Origin of the sequence: Acinetobacter sp. S4397-1 (genome assembly GCF_024129285.1) — a bacterium.
Taxonomy (GTDB): Bacteria; Pseudomonadota; Gammaproteobacteria; order Pseudomonadales; family Moraxellaceae; genus Acinetobacter; species Acinetobacter lwoffii_C.
In genome coordinates this window covers 1-19,251 of the sequence record NZ_JAMXXZ010000029.1, presented here as the reverse complement: position 1 = coordinate 19,251, position 19,251 = coordinate 1, and the positions used below count along the sequence as shown (strand labels likewise).

The following is a 19,251-nucleotide window of genomic DNA, read 5'->3' as shown; positions in this document are numbered from 1 at the left end:
TCTTGAGATGACGGTCATCACAGCGCTTTGTTAACGCTGATCTTGTTTGGGCTGCTTACGGTGTTGTAATAAAGTGCGGCCCGTTGCTGCCTTATAAGCACGCGCCAAAGCAGACTGGTCCGAATAATCCAGCTGCTCGGCAATCTCACTCAGGCTGATCTCCTGCTGGAGCAGCAGATCACAGCGTTTTACCCGCTCCTGTTCCAGCAGCTTTTTAAAGCTTGTGCCCTGTTCGGCAAGTTTACGCTGCAAAGTACGGATAGACAGCAAAAGATGTTCTGCCAGCTGTTCAATTTTTAAAGCTTGCTGGTGCATACGCAAGTGATCTGCAATCAGCCTTTGGGCATGTTGCAGCGTCGATTCCAGTTGTGGCCGGGCAGCAATTTCCCCTTCAGCCTGACGGATTAACAGTTGCAGCAGCATCGGGTCAGCCTGATCAGATTTCAGGTTCAGGCCTTGCACATCCAGCTCCAGTGCATAATGGGGTTGAGAAAATTTAAGCTCTGTTGCATAAAACTTTTGAAAATGAATTACTGCAATCTCAGGCCGATGTGCAAAGTGGATGCTGCGCAACAACAAAGGCTGCTCCTGCAAAATAAAACGGCCCAGTTGTACCATTGCCGCTATAGTCAGTTCATTCAGCACATTATAACGTTCCTCCAGAAAAGCCCAGTACAACTCGACACTCTGTTCATGCTGTCGCAGTTGAAAAGGAATAAGATCACTGCCATCCACCACCAGCCGTTGAAAGCGTATGATATAACCGATGATTTCTGAAATGCTGCTACTTTTGGAAGCCATATAACCCAGCACACCAAAATGCTCTGGCCTGATTTCCTGGACAATTTCAAAAATTAACTGCGGACAATCAAGATGCTGCCGGGTGCTGAGCAATACATTGTTAAGCAGTTGCAGTGGCACCTGTATATCAAAAGGCTGATCAATCAAGCCTTGCAATTGCTCCTTAAAATCTTTCAGGAAATCAGCATGTAAAGGATCAATCTGCCGGCTTCGTAAATAACTTGCCCACAGCTGGATATAACCATTGGATATTTTGATCTCTTGCATAGCGATTCCCAATCACGGCTGCAACACGATATATTTTTTTATTTCTTCTGGCGTAAAATGTATAAAAATTGGCAATATCTGTCAAAACAATTCACCCACTCTCCGACATACTGTCAATATCTCCAGAAAAAAGAATAAAAGTAAATGAACGCTATAGTAAAATCCACCATACAACCTGTGGTCCGTAGCAATCTTAATTTCAAGCTTGATGAAATTCCACGTTACTGGTTTGGCGGTGATCCTTTTCTGACCCGCATGTTTGATGCGCTCAGCCTGACCTTTCCAGATGGCGAGCGCTATTTTATTCTGAGTGTGCGACTCTTTCGCGACCAAATCAAAGACCCCAAGCTACAGCAGCGTGTAGCCGATTTTATTCGTCAGGAAGCGCAGCATGGTATTGCACACGACCAAATGAATGATCTGATGCGTGAGCAAGGGATGCCGGTTGACCAGTTTATTAGCCGCTTGAATAGTATGATGAACAGAGATCTCAAGTACCGTTCACCACATTACAATATTGCCGTCACTGCTGCTGCAGAACACTTAACCGCCTTAATGGCAGAAACGTTTTATGCCCATAAGCAGACACTGGCTGCAGCACATCCTTATGTGCGCGCTCTTTTCGCTTGGCATGCCATTGAGGAAATGGAACACCGTGATGTGGCCTTCGATGTGATGAAAGAGGTCGCCCAGACACCCGAATTAACCCGTAAAGCGGCCCTGCCGTTTATCACGGTGGTGATGTTCGGTTTTACCCTCTACCGCGCAAATATCATGTTGAAATATGATGGTTTTAACCGACTACAGCGCTGGCAAATGAACCTCAAAGGCCTGCCGTGGTTCTTTGGTAGAAAAGGGGTGCTAACACGCATGGGCAAGCAATATCGTGACTGGTTTAAAGCCGACTTCCATCCAAGCCAACACCCAGTCATTGCGCAATACGAAGTCTGGGTCAAAACTCTGGAAGAAACCAATAATCCAATTCTGGCAGGTGAAGCATTTTGGCAGGCAGCACAAGCTTAAGCGCTCAGCAAAGATAGGCTGTCAGATTATAAAAAGTCTTCACACTTGAATTATGCCAGTCCCTAAACAATATGGACTGGCATTTTTATCAGGTAGATGGAGGCAAAAAATAAGGTGTCTATTTCTAAACACCGAAACTGACTCATATTCTGAATAGAATAGGAAAGACTCTTTAAGGAGGCAGGTATTAAAAAAATCTTACCACTTCGCATAGTGCTGCTCTAAAAGCCCATATTCATTTAACAGAATAATTTCCTGATCACCTTGCTGAATGGTGCCACAGATTTTGGCCTGCCACTGACTGAATTGACTACCGACCAAACGCAGATTCAGATTCTCATAACGACGCCAGCCGGTTTTAACTGTTAGATTTAAACGTTGATCCAGCGACTGAATACTCCACTGGTTTTCATTTTCCTGCTGAAACAACACATCTGCGAGTGGATAAATTTTTCCATTCACCCATAAACAGTTTTCATTGCCAAAACTTTCATTGACACCAGATGCCAGATTAATCCCGATCCGGTTTTGATTGGCATCCCTAAAATTACTGGACAGCCAGAACCATGCCGTTTCAGGGCGCAAAAAGCCGCAAGTATCATCCAGGGAGGCAAAAGTCCGTTCATTAAATTGCAGGGTTTGGCCCTGCTTGTTGACGAAATACCCTTCACATGCCAGCGTGGTCAATTTTTGGGTATAGGTCCAGCCATTAATTCCGGTCGGACTGCACATACTCAGTGGCTCTGTTCCTGCACAGAAGATGCGGGCCGAAAGTTTGATTTCTCCATATTTGGTAACGTTGATATAACGCACCCCGTTGCTATGCTGAATCTCGATCTGAAAAGGTGACTTATTAAAATAACTATGATTAAACAGCGGCTGCTCATCCAGTACCGTATGCCGTGCCAGAAAATTAATCGCCTTCCATTCCTGTACATCATTGGTGAGATGATTATAGGTATAGACAAAACTATGCCCAGCCCATGCGATATCGGCAATCGCCAGACCAATTGTATAGTGCTCGTGCTGAATACTACAAAACTTGAATTTTTTATACTTTAAATGTTTACGCCAACCCGAAACCGCATTTCCATAAGGGGTTCTGTAGCGGTAGGCATCATAATCAATGCTTTTGGGAATTTCCTTAAAACGTCCGTAACGCGGTTGTCCATTTGCCTGAATTAAATCCATTTAAGACATTCCATCTTATTCAGAAACGATATTTTTAATCGTATTATGCCCATTATTAAAATTTGATAAAGCGTTTTTTGCTGCCACTCGTCGAGATCTGCTACATCACCCTCGGTTTATCATTTCATCCATTTAAATCGACAGATAGGTATTTTCCCAGCGATTAGGCTTAAACTCACCCTCGACCAGCTGGATATAACGGCCATAGACATGATCGATGGCAATGCAGTCATCTATATCTAGCACCCGATCAGTATGCTGCTTTTGCCAGTGCCGTGCAAAATGGGCTTTACCCCGCTGTTTGGCGACCATGGCATTTTGTGCGACCACCAGCACATAACGATGCAGCTCGCCAAATTCATGTGCATCATAGCCCCCCAGATTAATAAGCCAGAGTTTTTCATTCGCCTGATTCGGTGCGGCATCCGTAAATTGAATCTGGTAGGACTTTCCTGCAAACTCTACGCCATGAATCTGTGCCCAAGCATCTATATGCAAACCTTGCTGTTCGCCAAACCAGGCATTTTTCAATTGCGGATAGGTTTCTTCCAGACTTTCCCCCACCGCCAGAACCACATCATGGACTTCCGTATTTGCCCGCACATAACGGCCTCCAAGCATGACAATAAATAGACTGGACATCACACGCTCCTTGGTAAATATTCACCTAGACACTATATTTATCTGTCCCGAGACCAGAGTTACACTGAAGGGAGCAGGATAGAACCCATCATTTTAATTTGCTTGCTTAATGCGTCATTCAAGGGCTTGCTGGGGGCAAATTAAACCAGAGCTCTGCATCAAAAGAATTTCCCATTTGTCCCATATAAAAAAAGATGCCTTAGCATCCTTTTTAAAATCTTGTTAAAGGCCAGTCAACAAGACAATGGCAACTTGATTCATAATCATTTCAATAATAATCAAGGCCAAAATCGCCATAATTGGAGACAGGTCAATCATGCCCATATTCGGCATAATACGGCGAAATGGTGCCAGAATCGGCTCGGCCAGTTCCTGCACCACCTCAATATAAGGGGAACGCGATTGGGTAAACATGACCACCCAGCTTAAAATAATGGCTGCAAAAATCAGATAACGACAGAAACGGATCAGATCCTGAATCATCGTGACAAAGGTCAAAATCAGCAGATGTACAGGGCCATTCGGCATCCCTCCGGACAAATACATCATGCCAAAAATCTTGAGTAGATATAACACCACCAGCAAGGCCAAAGCTGCCGTATTGACCCGGCCTTTGGCCAGGGTCGGAAAGATACGACCGAATACATCTACAATTTTTGTCGCCTTGACAGTTGAAAGTACTACCGGATTATAGGGACTGATGACAGCCAGTTGCATTAAAAAGCGGAAGAATACGAGCAAAATCGCGACGTTAATGATAATGCCAAAAATTAGCGCAGAATTTGCACCCATACTTGAACGTTCCTAAAAATTAAACTGAAGATTGATTACTTTCACTAAGTTCTTGTGCAAGTTCTTGGCTACGTTTTTGTGCAGCCGCCAAAGCTGCCTGAATATTCTGCGAGATTTGCGCACGGTCAAAAACCTCTAGCGCTACCTGCGTTGTCCCATTAGGAGAAGTTACATTTTTACGCAGTTCAGCGGGTGTATTAGAGCTGGTAATGGCCATCTGCGCTGCACCTAATGCAGTCTGCAAAGTTAGAGCAGTGGCAGTCTTCTCATCCAGACCTAAATTTTTGCCCGCACGGATCATACTTTCCATCATATAGAAAAAATAGGCAGGTCCCGAACCGGATACAGCTGTCACTGCATCAATCTGTGCCTCTGAGTTTACCCAAATTGTCAGACCAGTAGAAGCGAGAACTTGACTGGCCAGCTCTCGGTCAGTTGCCTCGACATTGTCATGGGCATATAGTCCATGTGCGCCGGTTTGCACCAGCGCCGGAGTATTTGGCATCACCCGTACAATACGTTCCGCCCCCAATAGTCGCGACAAAGTCGCAATTTCTGCACCTGCGACAATAGAAATAATCAGCTTGTCACTCACCAATCCTTTCAAGGGTAGCAGTACGCTAGCCAGCACCTGAGGTTTAACTGCAAACACGACAATATCCGCATCCTTGATCGCAGCCTGGTTATCATCAGTCACATGTATATCTTTTTCTGCCAGCAGCGTACGGACTTTTTCAACCGGATCAGCCACTGTAATACGTGTTGCTGCCAATCCTCGTGAAATCAGGCCGCCAATTAAAGCCTGCGCCATATTACCGCCACCGATAAAACAGATATTACAATTTAAAGCTGCACTCATGTTCAATGCTCGTCGTTGAGTTCTAATGTCGAAGAAACCAAAATAGGTAGCCACCCCCCTGCTGTACAATATGCAGATTGAGCCAACCAGAATCCCTGAGGTGTAAACACGCCTAGCATAACATTATCTGTGCTTAATATTTGAATCGTATGTCGTGTCCAGGGAAATATTTGCGCTTCCTGAATGGCTTTCTTTAAGGGCCAGTTACCTACACGTCCATGCAAATGGATTTTTTCACCGCCTTGTCTTCGTGTCAGTTTCAGCGGCCGATTCAGTAAATCTCTGGATAAACCCACAGTTGCCTGCTGAATTTTGAAGCTTCCTGAAGGCAGTTGCACATTGGCAGCCAAGTTCAACTGCAGGACTTGCTCAACGGGAATAGCATTTCGATCTGCCTGATAAACAGCAGCTGTTAAGCGATAGAGCTGTTGCTGATAACGCACATAATAATAGCCTTGCCAATGCAGGGCAGCCTGAGCATCCAGTTTTGCAGCAATAACTTCACGCTGCAAACGTTCCACCATATCAAAGGCAGGACGATATTGTGCTGTGCCTTTCATCCAGATCGACAAGAGCTGGCGCTGTCGTGCTTTAGATAATTGATTCAACCGGGTTAAATCAAGCCTTGCTGCAGTGCCGCAAGATTTCAAATCCTGCTGCACAATTTCCTGCAAAATATCCTGTGTATCCTGCATTAGTACGGCACTACGCGCCAAAGCATTCTGCATTTTAGGATAACGTTCTGTCAGCACTGGCCATAACTGCTCACGTGCCCAAGCACGATCATAGTGAATATCCTGATTGGTCGGATCTTCAATATTCTGGATATTTAAATCCATAGCCCACTGACAAATCTGCTCACGAGAGATATCTAGCAATGGCCGCCAGATGGTTAAATTTTCTCGCTGATCTACCGGTTTCATGGCGGCCAACCCATCAATTCCTGCACCAGAGAGCAGGCGCAGCATCAAGGTTTCTGCCTGATCCTGCTGATGATGGGCCAATACCAGAATTTCATTGACTTGCAGATGCTGTGCATAAGCCTGATAACGAGCCTGACGAGCCTGAAGCTCGAGATTTCCACTCAGGACCTGAACCGGCTGGACGATGCAGGGAATATGCCGCTGCTGACATTGCTGCTGGACGAAAGTTCCCCACCCTGCACTCATGTGCTGCAATTGATGATCCACATAAATGGCACGCACTTTTTCGGGACAGAAAAAAAACATCAGATGCAGCAGCAGCATAGAATCTACGCCACCGCTGCATCCGATTAGAAATTTTTTTTCTGCAGGAAATTCCTGCAGTTGCTTTAAGAAACCAGACCTAAATTGTCGCTGCCAAACTTCATTAAACGTTGGTAACGTGCTTCGCATCGTTCTTGTGCTTCCATCGGTTGCAATTCATTTAAAGCTTCTTTCAGGACAGCTTTCAGGCTGTTCATAACCTGATCCGGATTTAAATGAGCACCCTCACCTTCATCCACGACATATTCCACAATCCCCATTTTCTGCAGCTTGTCTGCTGTCAGGGCCAGCGCTTCACTCGCTACCTCTGCTTTCTCTGCAGTTTTCCATAAAATAGAGGCACAGCCTTCTGGCGAAATCACAGAATAGATACTATGAGACAGCATGATGACACGATCCGCGACACCAATACCCAGTGCGCCACCTGAACCACCTTCACCCAGTACCGTAGCAATTACAGGCACTTTCAAATTAGAGAGTTGAGCAAGGCTGGTGGCAATTGCTTCAGCCTGACCACGCTCTTCTGCCCCTACACCCGGATAAGCGCCCATGGTATCAATAAAGGTAAAGACCGGCAGATTAAAACGTTCCGCCATGTCTAGTAAACGCTGGGCCTTGCGGTAACCTTCCGGGTTACTCATGCCGAAATTATGCTGTAGTTTTTCACGGGTACTGCGACCGCGATGCTGACCGACAATCATCACGGGCTGCCCATCAAAGCGAGCCAGACCGCCAATCATGGCACCATCATCACCATATAAACGGTCACCATGTAAAGCATCAAATTCAGTGAATATTTCACCAACATAATCCAGAAATTGTGGACGTTCCGGATGACGGGCGATCTGCACTGTCTTCCATGCTTTTGATGGGGTAGCTTTATTTCTCATAGGTTAACCGTTTTTCATCCCTATAAAGGTATTAATTAACAAACTGTTCAGACTGAATCGAGAGATCAATGTCCCAATTTTTAAACTGCAGCTGTTCATCATGCAGCTCAGCGATTAGCAATGGCCACTGTTTGGCATCACCGGAAATACTGAGCTGCCATTGTTGCGTATTTTTTGCCTTGAGTTCAATGGCAGGAAGCATCTCATCACTGCGGCTGTGATTGACCAAAACCGCCAGACGAAGCAGCAAACACAAGTATAAAAGTTTAGATCCGCCCACTTTCATCACATCAATCTTGGCATCAGTGCGCAATTTGCGACGATGGTGCGCGACTAAATGTGACAAATAGTTCTGGTCGATTTGGGAAAAACCGGCAATGTCGGAGTGCTGCAACAAATAGGCACCATGACGCTGATAACCACTATGGCTGATTGCCAGACCAATTTCATGCAAATAGGCAGCCCGGCGCAACAGGTCACTGTCATCACTGTTCAGTCCAAGCTTTTCAGCCATATCATCAAACATTTTTTGTGCAGTTTGCACTACCCGCTCTGCCTGTTTGCTGTCGGCACTATAACGTCCAATCAGGGCATGTACCGAACGGTCTCGAATATCTTCATGCTTGAAACGGCCCAGCAGGTCATACATGACCCCTTCACGTAATGCACCATCAGAATAGGTTAGATAACGAACATTCAGGACATCAAAAACGGCATAAAGAATAGCAATACCTGCCGGTAGAACTGCACGGCGATCCTCTTTAAGTCCTTCAAATTCCATTTCAGAGACATGTTTGTATTTCAGCAGCTTGTCTTTCAGTTTGTCTAGACCTTCAAGGGTAAGCTGTTCCTTATCATTGCTCCAGCCCATGTTCACACAGATCTGACGACAGGCTTTAATCGTACCACTTGAGCCAACTACCGCATCCCAACCTGCTGCCTTATAGGTATTGGCAATACCAGAAATTTCTTTACGTGCTGCAGTGACCGCCTTATCAAAAGCCTTGCTACTGATTTGACCTTCAGGAAAATAAGCTTTGGTAAAAGCCACACAACCCATTTGCACCGACTCTGTATGAATCGGCTCAAATTCCTCACCAATAATCAGTTCGGTTGAACCACCACCAATATCCACCACCAGGCGGCGACCTGAATTTTCCATGGTGTGTGACACACCCAGATAAATGAGACGGGCTTCTTCACGTCCTGCAATAATTTCTATCGGCTTAGGCAGAATTTCAGCCGCTTTTTGAATAAATTCATCCCCGTTTTTAGCCTGGCGTAGCGCATTGGTTGCCACGATTCTTAAACGGTTAGGCTGCACGGCCCCCAAACGTCCCACAAAACGTGCCAGACACGCCAGACCGCGCTGCTGGGCTGCCTCAGTTAAATTCTTATTTTCATCCAGCCCTGCAGCCAGCTGAACCTTTTCTGACATTGATACGACTTTTTTAACTTCGCCATGATCCACACGGGCAATCGCCAAATGAAAGCTGTTTGATCCCATATCGATGGCTGCGAGTAGCTCTTCATCAATCAAAAAATCAGACATTTCAGAAATCAACCTTTTACAAATTGTGCCTAGAGTAATTCACAACCATGCAATTTAAAAGCCATTTAACAGCACAATTTCGCGTAATTATTTTTTCATTTATATGTCAATTGCATGACACGATGATGACTATCGTCATCATCTATTGGACAAAACACGATTTAAGCTTCAAAATTTACAGATTCCCCTACATTGTTAAAGAAGGCTATGTAATACTAAGAAATATAGTCATCTTTAAAAATTATTTCTGGAGCCTTTCATGTCTGGCAACATTGTAAATACTACTGACGCAAACTTCGAAGCAGACGTTCTTCAATCGGATATTCCTGTACTAGTAGACTTCTGGGCAGGCTGGTGTGCACCATGTAAAGCCATTGCCCCTGTACTTGAAGTCCTTGCAGATGAATACCAAGGCAAAGTAAAAATTGTCAAAGTAGATGTGACGGCTTGCGAACAAACTGCAGTAAATTTCAATATCCGCAACATTCCTGCATTGCTGATGTTTAAAGGCGGTGAAGTGATTGCGACTCAAGTAGGTGCAGCACCAAAATCAAAATTGACTGCGTTTATTGATGAAAATATCTAAGCATATCCAATTCAAATTAAAATACGCGACAAATCGCCGCGTATTTTTTTCGACTATAAATTGACAAAAAGCGGTTTCTCTCTTATATTTCTAACTCAAGAGATAAAGGATGCTAAATCCTGCCAATTTCTTAAAAGATACATTACATAAGATGCCGCTCGGCAATAGAAATTGTTTTTCACGTTTCTCTTTCAAACAATCAAACAGATCTCTGAATTGTTCTTCTACAAATTCAATTACTTTCGTTTGAATGCTTGTATGCGGCCAAATCTTACTCCCTTTCTAACCTGTACCTCAGAACTTTGATTCTATCTGACTACCTATGAATTTAACCGAACTCAAGAAAAAACCGATTGGCGAACTCATCAAGATTGCCGAGTTTATGGGCCTTGAAGGTATGGCGCGTAACCGCAAGCAAGACATTATTTTTGCCATCTTAAAACGTCATGCAATGAATGGCGAAGAGATTTTTGGTGATGGCGTTCTAGAAATTTTGTCAGATGGATTTGGCTTCTTACGCTCTGCCGCAGGCTCTTATCTGGCAGGTCCTGACGATATTTATGTCAGCCCTTCACAAATCCGTCGTTTTAATCTGCGTACTGGCGATACAATTACCGGCACAATTCGTCCACCTAAAGAAGGTGAACGTTATTTTGCTCTGCTCAAAGTCAACCAGATTAACTACGATACGCCAGAAAACTCGCGTAATAAGATCCTATTTGAAAACCTGACCCCACTTTTTCCAACTGAACAGCTGATCATGGAACTAGGCAATGGTACAACTGAAGATTTGACTGCACGTGTAGTCGATCTGGTTGCACCGATTGGTAAAGGTCAACGTTCGATTATTGTAGCGCCGCCAAAAGCAGGTAAAACCATGCTGCTACAAAATATCGCCCAGTCTATTATCCGCAATAACCCGGAAGTTTTCCTGATTGTACTTTTGATTGACGAACGTCCTGAAGAAGTTACTGAAATGGAACGTACTGTTCGCGGTGAAGTGGTGGCTTCAACCTTTGACGAATCACCGGCCCGTCACGTTCAGGTAGCAGAAATGGTCATTGAAAAAGCCAAACGTCTGGTGGAACATAAAAAAGATGTCGTCATTCTGCTTGACTCAATCACACGTCTGGCGCGTGCTTATAACACTGTGATTCCTTCCTCTGGTAAGGTGCTCACAGGGGGTGTTGATGCCCACGCGCTGGAGCGTCCAAAACGTTTCTTTGGGGCGGCACGTAATATCGAAGAAGGCGGTTCATTGACTATCATCTCGACTGCGCTGATTGAAACCGGTAGCAAGATGGATGAAGTGATTTACGAGGAATTCAAAGGTACAGGCAACCAAGAAATTACCCTGGATCGCCGTATTGCAGAAAAACGTGTGTTCCCTGCCATGAATATCAAGAAATCAGGCACGCGTCGTGAAGAGCGCCTGATGTCCGAAGATAATCTGCGTAAAGTCTGGATTCTGCGTAAATTACTCCACACTCAGGATGAACTGGTAGCCATGGAATTCTTACTGGATCGGATGAAAGAAACCAAGACCAATGATGAGTTCTTTGACCAGATGAAACGTAAAGCATCTAATTAATATTAATCATTACATAAAAGGCCACCTATTAGGTGGCCTTTTTTGGTTGACAAGCCTTACACTTTGAAACAATATGCATGAAATCATGTAAACTTATTTTTAAGGTTTTGATTAATAAAATAAATAAAACAAAGTAATCAGAAACTTAAAAAATGTAACCTGCCTTTCTCCAATCCTAATCTTTCAATTAATTGTTATTTTCTGTTAAAAAACTCTTCATTTTTATCATTTTTCTACATTTTTAACGGTTTAGCCAGTAGCAATTCAAAATCCACGGTGATAGCATATTTACAGACCAGTTAGACTGCTCCTGCGTTGTTAGTCCCTGACAAAATTAGGAATAATAAAAGCATATTACAGCCTAACTCCGGTTTTTTTTTAATCTCATTTTTTAGAGAGTGATGCCATGTTATTCAAAAAAATCGCTATTGCTGCTGCAGTTGCTACTACTTTAGCTTTCGTTGGTTGTGCTAAAAAAGCTGACGACGCTGCTACTGACGCTAACCAAGCTGCTTCTGAAGCTGTAGAAGCTGCTTCTGAAGCTGAAGCTGCTGCTGATGCTGCTGCTGTAGAAGCTACTTCTGAAGTTGCTACTACTGAAGCTGCTGCTGCTTCTGAAGCTGACGCTGCTGCTGCTGTTGCTGTTGACGCTGCTGCTGATGCAACTGCTGCTTCTGAAGCTGCTGCTCAATAATCATTACGATTATTCAGTACAAAAAAAGAGAGCCATTGGCTCTCTTTTTTTGTGGCTATAAAAATCTGAATTTTTATAGCTTATTATTCAAAGAAAAAAGCAGATCAATTGATCTGCTCATTCCCTACGCGTTGACGGAATTTCTGTCCGGCGCGGAAGGTAACGACACGGCGTGCAGAAATTGGAATTTCTTCCCCGGTTTTAGGATTACGACCTGGACGTTGACGTTTGTCACGTAACTCAAAGTTCCCAAAACCTGATAATTTGACCTGCTCGCCTGAGATTAGTGCTTGGCTAATCTCATCAAAAAACAACTCGACCATTTGTTTAGCTTCACGACGGTTTAAACTCGTGAGCTCACTTAAATGATCAGCCATTTCTGCTTTTGTTAATGCTGTCATGAAGCCCTCAATGTCGCTTGATAAGTGTTTTCCAACACTTGAAGGATATTATCCATACCTGATTTAATTTCAGCATCTTCCAGTGTACGGCTTGGATGCTGCCAGAGAAGTGCAAATGCCAGTGAGCGTTTCCCTTCCTCTACTCCTTGTCCAGTATACACATCGAATAGCCATGTCGAGTCTAAAAGCTCTCCACCTGTTTTTTCGATAAGTCCCTGAATTTCGCTAACATTAATCTTATCACTAATTAAAAGCGCAATATCACGTCGAACCGACGGAAAACGTGATAATTCTGTAAAATTAGATACATAAGTTTGCAAAACAGCATTTTGATCCAGTTCTGCGACCCAAGTCGTTGTTAAATCCAATTCATCTTCAAGTGAAGGGTGTAAACGCCCCAAATAACCTATTGATTCATTATTCACGAGAATTTCCGCGGATTGACCAGGATGCAACCAGGCACGTTCAGAACGTACATATTCCACTTTCAAGCGTGCAGCAGCCAGAATTTCTTCTACATCGCCTTTAAAATCGAAGAAATCCATCGCTTGCGGTTTTGCATGCCAGCTTTCCGCAGTGCGTGAACCTGTGGCAATCAGGACAAAGGTTGGAATCTGCTTAAGATCATGAATTGAGGCAGCATGTTGATAGTCAAAGCGCAAGCCCAATTCAAAGAAACGGACACGGCTCTGCTGACGGTTGGTATTGTACTGCACACAAGGAATCAGGCTGGAAAGCAGGGTCGAACGCATCACCGCCAAATCACTAGAGATTGGGTTAGCCAATGCCAATGGATTAACCGCAGGATTTAACTGCTTTTCAAGTTTCAGATCAGCAAAGCTAAAACTGATCGCTTCTTGGTAACCCAAAGTCACTGCTGTCTGACGCAATTGTGCGGTTTCAAACTGATCCTGATATTTTGCAAGTTTGGCTTCAAGTACTGGCAAGCTGATCTGAATATTGTCATAGCCATGAATACGCGCCACTTCTTCAATCAGGTCTTGATAAATCGCCATATCATAACGGTGTGATGGCGGAACAACGGACCATTGCCCTTCTGCCTTGACCGTCACCTCACAGCCCAGACGCATTAATGCATCGCGAATAAAGCCAGACTCAATACTATAACCCAGCAATTGGTCTACTTGCGCCTGTTCAAGTTCAATTGCTTCGCGCGTTGGCAATGCTGCTGGATTTTCAGCCACAACAATTGGTCCAAATTCACCGCCAGCCAGTTCAGCAATCAATTGTGAAGCACGGTGCATAGCCAGCATTGGCAGTTCAAAATCTACCCCACGTTCATAACGCTGCGAGGCATCTGTATGCAGACCAAAACGGCGCGCACGACCAGCAATATACAGCGGAGCAAAGAAGGCTGATTCCAGGAAAATTTCTGTTGTTTCATCGGTAACTGATGAAGACAAGCCTCCCATTACACCCGCAATGGCCAATGCTTTTTCATCATCTGCAATCACCATGACATCATCTTGCAGCTCGACTTCCTGTTCGTTTAGCAATACAAGTTTTTCACCTGCTTTTGCCTGGCGAACCTGAACAGAACCCTGAACTTTACCGCCATCAAAAGCATGAAGAGGTTGACCCAACTCCATCAGGACATAGTTGGTAATATCCACCAGAATGCTGTGCTGACGAATGCCTGAACGCACCAGAGCACGCTCCATCCATTCTGGTGTCGGCGCTTTGGTATTTACATTCTTGATCACACGACCCAAGTAACGTGGACAACCTTCAGTTGAGACAACGACTTTCTTCTCATCATTAATCGTTGCAGCAACTTCCTTGATTTCCGGTACAGTTACTGGCAGCTGGTTGATGACCCCGATTTCACGCGCAATACCACGAATGCTAAAACAGTCACCCCGGTTTGGCGTGATACTGATGTCAATCACATGATCATCCAGATCCAGATATTCACGGATATTGACACCGACAGGAGCATCATCCGGTAATTCTAAAAGACCGTCAATTTTATCTTCCAGATCAATTTCAGAAGCACCACATAGCATACCTTGTGATTCAACACCGCGCAGTTTGCCTTTTTTAATCTTGAAATCGCCTGGTAAAACCGCACCGATGGTTGCCACCGGTGCTTTCATGCCTGCGCGAACGTTGGGCGCACCGCATACGATTTGTAACGGTTCACCCGAACCAATATTTACTGTTGTTACCCGCAGGCGATCGGCATCAGGATGCTGTTCTACTGTTAAAACCTCACCCACCACTATGCCTGTAAATGGTTTTGCTGCTGGAGCCAACTCATCGACTTCCAAACCGAGCATTGTCAGTTGGTCAGATAATTTTTCGCTGTCGATGGCTGGGTTAACCCATGTGCGCAGCCAATTTTCGCTAATTTTCATTGATATAAAACCTGTAATTCAAATCTCTAGAATCCCCCTCTGCCCCCCATTTTCCAAAGGGGGAGAACTCCATCTATTTCGCGGATTCCCTCTTTTAAAAGGAGAGGTTAGGAGAGGATTATTAAAAAGTTTTAAGCAAACTGGCGTAAAAAACGCACATCATTTTGATAGAACATACGCAAGTCATTAATGCCATAACGTAGCATGGCAAAACGTTCTACCCCCAAACCAAATGCAAAGCCTTTGTATTGTTCCGGATCAATGCCTGCTGCACGCAGTACATTTGGATGCACCATTCCGCAGCCTAGTACTTCCAGCCATTTGCCGCGCTCATCCATAATGTCCACTTCAGCACTTGGCTCAGTGAATGGGAAATAAGACGGACGGAAACGTACTGTTAAATCTTTTTCAAAGAACTCATTCAGTAGATTGACTAGCAAACCTTTCAGTTCAGCAAAGCTGGTATTTTCCGCAACGTATAACCCTTCGATCTGATGGAACATCGGTGAATGCGTCTGGTCCGAGTCACAGCGATATACCCGCCCCGGACAGACAATACGGATCGGCGGTTGCTGGGTTTCCATGGTACGGATCTGCACTCCAGACGTATGGGTACGCAGCAGGTGGTTGACATCAAAGTAGAAGGTATCATGCATGGCACGTGCAGGGTGATGTCCCGGGATATTCAGGGCTTCAAAGTTATGATAGTCATCTTCAACTTCTGGACCTGTTGCCACGGTAAAACCGGCTTTGGTAAAGAACTGGCAAATACGTTCCTGAACCTGGGTCACCGGATGGATACTGCCCACCTGCTGACCGCGACCCGGCAAAGTAATATCAATTGTTTCGCTCGCCAGCTTTTGTTCTAATGCGGCTTGATGCAGTTCAGCCTGATGTGCGGTCAAAGCACTGGTAATTGCTTCACGGACTGCATGAATTTGTGCGCCGAACGCTTTACGCTGTTCAGGATCCATTTTACCCAGCGACTTAGATTGTTCCGCGAGCTGGCTTTTTTTCCCTGTAAATTGCACTCGGGCTTGATCAAGTGCAGCAAGGTCTTGAGCTGCTGCAATCGCAGCGAGCGCTTCAGTGGTCAGGGCTTCCAGTGACATAGTAACTCTCAAAGCAACAGGTTAAAAAATTATTTTAAAAACCCCATATTCTAACAGTTTTTAAAGACTTTGATGAAGAGACCTGTGCAGGAAAATTAGATTGGCAGGATCAAATATAAAAAGTATAAGATATAAACAATATCAAAGAGATCAAATCACTATGGCACTCGATCAAATTTGGAAACAGCAACTGACCCTTGTGACTTATGGTAACGAGTTTCTGACTCAGGATCTTGGCTTTAGCCAGTGGCTGAATCACTCCATTTTTAATCAGCACCATTTAACTTTTCGTGACCTGCTTTCACAGCATCTCTTGGCCCAACACTTTCAGATCTGGCTGGAAGGCTTAAAAAAACAGGGGGTTCACCGCTTGAGCCTGCACTCCTCACATTTACTGGAAGATGAAAAGAACCCCAATGCTAATGTCGAACTGGTGCCTTTCGCGCATGTGATTATCAGCCATGGAAAGCAGGAGAAAATGGCCTGGATGATTGGGAAGGAACTGGCAGAATGGTATAGCGCAGATAATGACTATGAAGCCCCTCCTGCTCAGCAGTCTCCTTTACGGCATGAAACCTTCTGGGGTTATCAGTTAAATTCCAAATTGGCCAAACGTATTAATGCCGATCTGGAGGCGCCAAACTGGGATGATATTCAGACTTATACCGAACAGGAGCTGTTTCAAAATAGATGGGCCCAAGGTTTTACAGAGCCAACTTATAGCTCTTTGCCTTATTATGGCAACATCCCGGCGTTGCAAGCTGATTCAACCACCCATCTAGCTTTAATCCCGACCAATTACTCAGCAGATTATGTCCATCAGACCCTTTATCGTCTAGAAGCCTTAAGTGATTTTATTGATAGCCAGATTCAGCATCCCTATCATGCGGAGGGAGAAATTTTAAGCCCTGAACAGCAACTGGATTTACGTCATTTCTCGCAAAAGATTGATGATTTAACTGCAAAATTTATTGTTAAAGTGGGGAATCACTATAAGACGGCTCAACTGAGCAGCAAAGCGACTCCTGATCCATTCGCTGGCATGACGACGGACAAACATGTATCGGCAAGTTCTAAGGCACACAAACCGCAAGACCCAGGCAAGTCCAGTGCGACCAATGTATTAACTTTAATTATTATCACCGTGATTATCTGTCTGATTGGCTACTATTTTGGCCTGTAGTTTTGTTGATAGGGCTGCTATTCGACTCTGTTTCATGCATTAAACTGTATCTTCAACTGTCGTGTTCCTTTAATGCAGAGCGGCCTAACATCTGTGAATTAAAACAGATTTATAGAACGAGATGACAATTTAAAGGATGTTGGTGTCACATCTGCGATAACACAGAAGTACCCAGCTGAGCTAAAAAATCATCAATCTCTTTTGACTTTTTACAGGTATCCACCGGCTATGCCGAGATTCGGGTAGATTCTTCATCTGCACATATTTTTCCCGGTTTTTGCGGTGTGTACCAAGCATCCAGCAGACCATCGAATGCTATCCAAACAACTGCGGCAGACTTTCCTGATTACTCGAATTAGACCATAACTCCTGTTGATGCCATGCCCGATGAAATACATGCTTAACAGAACAGTATAAATTTACTGAAAAGGGCAAATCCAGCCAAAATAGGTTATTCAGCTCAATATAATACAAACCGAGTTTATATACCAAAGCCCTGAAAAAAATGATTTTCCCTGTAGCAGAGGTAGCAACAGCATTAATTTTATTCATTTCAGCCATCATTTACAGTATGGCTCTCAAGTCATCTGATCAATGCATATCAGTTAAAGCCGCTGCACGTGCTTAGTCACTAATACACGAAATGGCTGTCTCTACTATGATTAATCTTTAGTCCTCGTCATAATCCAGCTCATCTTCAGCAAGGTTAATAAAGTCGGGTACTGGGGTTATATTAAATTGGACCGCCTGAATGGTTTCCTGCTGCAATAATTGGGCTTTTGCCACTCGATGCATTCCATCCATCACCCTCCCTGCTGCGCATAAAATAATGGGATAACTTAAATCAGCTTCTTGAATCAACTGAATATGTTCAATAATTTGCTGCGTGGTAGGGTGAGTTTCAGGAAACCAATAGGCTTCATTCAGCTCTTGAATAGCTGCCACTGGAATTTGTTTAATCTGTAAGCTTTGGCTCAGCTTGACCAAACGATGCACATCCCAAATATGAGTATCATCGCCCACTTGTCTAAAATGATATTGTTGACGCATTTCAGCTTTCTCTAATGAAGGTAAAATCAGGGTTCAAACTTTTATTCATAGTTTTATGATTCAACCATATACATAAAGGCACAAAAAAAGACCGCTAAAAGCGGTCTTTTCTTTAAGTCCTAAAGACTTATGCAGCTAATGCATCTTTAGCTTTAGAAGCTAAAGCAGCAAATGCAACTGCGTCATGCATAGCGATGTCAGCAAGTACGCGACGGTCGATAATCACTTGAGCTTTTTTCAAGCCAGCGATCATACGGCTGTATGACAAACCATTTTGACGAGCACCAGCGTTGATACGCGCAATCCATAGAGCACGGAATTGACGTTTCTTCTGACGACGGTCACGGTAAGCGTATTGACCTGCCTTGATTACCGCTTGGAACGCTACGCGATATACGCGTGAACGAGCGCCGTAGTAACCTTTAGCACGAGCAAGAATTTTTTTATGACGGCGATGAGCCTGTACACCACGTTTTACACGAGCCATTTATAATCTCCTTAGATGTATGGGCACATACGACGAACTGAAGCAACGTCACTTACGTGAACCATTACACAGCCGCGCAATTGACGGATACGTTTAGCAGATTTTTTGGTCAAAATGTGGCGTTTGAACGCTTGTTTACGCTTGAAACCGTTTGCAGTCGCTTTGAAACGTTTAGCTGCACCACGGCGAGTTTTTAACTTAGCCATAACAACCTCTTTAAACACCTGTTCGGCACGTCTGCACCATTGCAACAACGACCTGCAGGTAAGGGAGCGCACATTCTAATGCATCTTTGCTTAAAACAAAAGCACTAGTCCTTTTTTCTGAAGGAAATTGCAAAACTAACATTTTGCAGCAAGGGATTAAATTACGAAATTGACAAACCTGGCCATACTAGGGCGTGTCCTCATTTGACTTTACACCAAATAAACATGCAAGCAATGTAAATCATAGACTGATAATTTCGTGCAAGCTTATCAAATCGGGTAGCAATAGCACGGAAATG

The 19,251-nt window shown here is 44.2% G+C and carries 20 protein-coding genes; 5 read left to right on the top strand and 15 right to left on the bottom strand.

Features of this window, described 5'->3' with window-relative positions; genetic code table 11:
• Nucleotides 1-30: 30 nt before the first annotated feature.
• The gene (locus NI467_RS12055) at nt 31-1,068 is read right to left on the bottom strand and encodes an AraC family transcriptional regulator (protein WP_253153149.1); all 1,038 of its coding nucleotides are present in this window, start codon (nt 1,066-1,068) and stop codon (nt 31-33) included.
• Nucleotides 1,069-1,212: 144 nt separating this feature from the next.
• On the opposite strand from NI467_RS12055, the gene NI467_RS12050 reads away from it, so the two are divergent.
• A complete protein-coding gene (locus NI467_RS12050) occupies nt 1,213-2,091 on the top strand; it encodes a metal-dependent hydrolase (protein WP_253153147.1) in 879 nt (292 codons plus the stop codon).
• Nucleotides 2,092-2,289: 198 nt separating this feature from the next.
• Here NI467_RS12050 and NI467_RS12045 read toward each other — a convergent pair whose 3' ends face one another.
• From NI467_RS12045 to ppx, 7 genes are all read right to left on the bottom strand, one after another.
• Nucleotides 2,290-3,282 carry a DUF2804 domain-containing protein gene (locus NI467_RS12045; RefSeq protein ID WP_253153146.1) on the bottom strand — a complete coding sequence of 331 codons (993 nt, stop codon included), beginning with the start codon at nt 3,280-3,282 and terminating at the stop codon, nt 2,290-2,292.
• 132 nt (nt 3,283-3,414) lie between these two features.
• The gene (locus tag NI467_RS12040) at nt 3,415-3,924 is read right to left on the bottom strand and encodes a DUF1543 domain-containing protein (protein WP_253153144.1); all 510 of its coding nucleotides are present in this window, start codon (nt 3,922-3,924) and stop codon (nt 3,415-3,417) included.
• A 222-nt stretch (nt 3,925-4,146) separates the two neighbouring features.
• Nucleotides 4,147-4,716, bottom strand: coding sequence for a YggT family protein (locus tag NI467_RS12035; protein ID WP_151203629.1), 570 nt, complete (start codon nt 4,714-4,716; stop codon nt 4,147-4,149).
• 19 nt (nt 4,717-4,735) lie between these two features.
• Nucleotides 4,736-5,575, bottom strand: a complete 840-nt coding sequence (proC, locus tag NI467_RS12030; protein WP_374982209.1) for a pyrroline-5-carboxylate reductase — start codon at nt 5,573-5,575, stop codon at nt 4,736-4,738.
• 2 nt (nt 5,576-5,577) lie between these two features.
• Nucleotides 5,578-6,951, bottom strand: coding sequence for a tRNA lysidine(34) synthetase TilS (gene tilS, locus NI467_RS12025; RefSeq protein ID WP_253153142.1), 1,374 nt, complete (start codon nt 6,949-6,951; stop codon nt 5,578-5,580).
• Entirely contained in the window at nt 6,888-7,712 is an 825-nt protein-coding gene (locus NI467_RS12020) for an acetyl-CoA carboxylase carboxyltransferase subunit alpha (protein WP_151203635.1), read from the bottom strand. Before NI467_RS12020 ends, tilS begins: the two co-directional genes overlap by 64 nt.
• Before the next feature lie 31 nt (nt 7,713-7,743).
• Nucleotides 7,744-9,264, bottom strand: coding sequence for an exopolyphosphatase (ppx, locus tag NI467_RS12015; protein WP_253153140.1), 1,521 nt, complete (start codon nt 9,262-9,264; stop codon nt 7,744-7,746).
• Between the two features lie 259 nt (nt 9,265-9,523).
• Between ppx and trxA the strand changes: the two genes are divergently transcribed.
• The 3 genes from trxA to NI467_RS12000 all read left to right on the top strand — a co-directional run bounded on the left by trxA (nt 9,524) and on the right by NI467_RS12000 (nt 12,135).
• Entirely contained in the window at nt 9,524-9,850 is a 327-nt protein-coding gene (trxA, locus tag NI467_RS12010) for a thioredoxin (RefSeq protein WP_151207486.1), read from the top strand.
• Between the two features lie 322 nt (nt 9,851-10,172).
• Nucleotides 10,173-11,441, top strand: coding sequence for a transcription termination factor Rho (gene rho / locus NI467_RS12005; protein WP_151203641.1), 1,269 nt, complete (start codon nt 10,173-10,175; stop codon nt 11,439-11,441).
• Nucleotides 11,442-11,847: 406 nt separating this feature from the next.
• Complete coding sequence (locus tag NI467_RS12000) at nt 11,848-12,135, top strand: hypothetical protein (protein WP_151203643.1); 288 nt, start codon at nt 11,848-11,850, stop codon at nt 12,133-12,135.
• A 104-nt stretch (nt 12,136-12,239) separates the two neighbouring features.
• Here NI467_RS12000 and NI467_RS11995 read toward each other — a convergent pair whose 3' ends face one another.
• The 3 genes from NI467_RS11995 to pheS all read right to left on the bottom strand — a co-directional run bounded on the left by NI467_RS11995 (nt 12,240) and on the right by pheS (nt 16,026).
• Nucleotides 12,240-12,536 carry an integration host factor subunit alpha gene (locus NI467_RS11995; RefSeq protein WP_004783565.1) on the bottom strand — a complete coding sequence of 99 codons (297 nt, stop codon included), beginning with the start codon at nt 12,534-12,536 and terminating at the stop codon, nt 12,240-12,242.
• Nucleotides 12,533-14,914, bottom strand: a complete 2,382-nt coding sequence (pheT, locus tag NI467_RS11990; RefSeq protein ID WP_253153139.1) for a phenylalanine--tRNA ligase subunit beta — start codon at nt 14,912-14,914, stop codon at nt 12,533-12,535. Before pheT ends, NI467_RS11995 begins: the two co-directional genes overlap by 4 nt.
• A 131-nt stretch (nt 14,915-15,045) precedes the next feature.
• Nucleotides 15,046-16,026: a phenylalanine--tRNA ligase subunit alpha gene (pheS, locus tag NI467_RS11985; RefSeq protein ID WP_253153138.1), complete on the bottom strand. Its 981-nt coding sequence runs from the start codon at nt 16,024-16,026 to the stop codon at nt 15,046-15,048.
• 160 nt (nt 16,027-16,186) lie between these two features.
• Between pheS and NI467_RS11980 the strand changes: the two genes are divergently transcribed.
• On the top strand, nt 16,187-17,209 hold the full coding sequence (locus NI467_RS11980; protein ID WP_253153135.1) for a hypothetical protein: 1,023 nt from the start codon (nt 16,187-16,189) through the stop codon (nt 17,207-17,209).
• Between the two features lie 315 nt (nt 17,210-17,524).
• On the opposite strand, the gene NI467_RS11975 is transcribed toward NI467_RS11980, so the two are convergent.
• The 4 genes from NI467_RS11975 to rpmI form a co-directional block, all read right to left on the bottom strand.
• Nucleotides 17,525-17,761 carry a hypothetical protein gene (locus NI467_RS11975; protein ID WP_227548207.1) on the bottom strand — a complete coding sequence of 79 codons (237 nt, stop codon included), beginning with the start codon at nt 17,759-17,761 and terminating at the stop codon, nt 17,525-17,527.
• 117 nt (nt 17,762-17,878) lie between these two features.
• Nucleotides 17,879-18,259, bottom strand: coding sequence for a hypothetical protein (locus NI467_RS11970; RefSeq protein ID WP_151203651.1), 381 nt, complete (start codon nt 18,257-18,259; stop codon nt 17,879-17,881).
• Nucleotides 18,260-18,386: 127 nt separating this feature from the next.
• Nucleotides 18,387-18,746, bottom strand: a complete 360-nt coding sequence (gene rplT / locus NI467_RS11965) for a 50S ribosomal protein L20 (RefSeq protein ID WP_004647525.1) — start codon at nt 18,744-18,746, stop codon at nt 18,387-18,389.
• 11 nt (nt 18,747-18,757) lie between these two features.
• Nucleotides 18,758-18,952: a 50S ribosomal protein L35 gene (gene rpmI, locus NI467_RS11960; protein ID WP_001096359.1), complete on the bottom strand. Its 195-nt coding sequence runs from the start codon at nt 18,950-18,952 to the stop codon at nt 18,758-18,760.
• Nucleotides 18,953-19,251 lie beyond the last annotated feature (299 nt).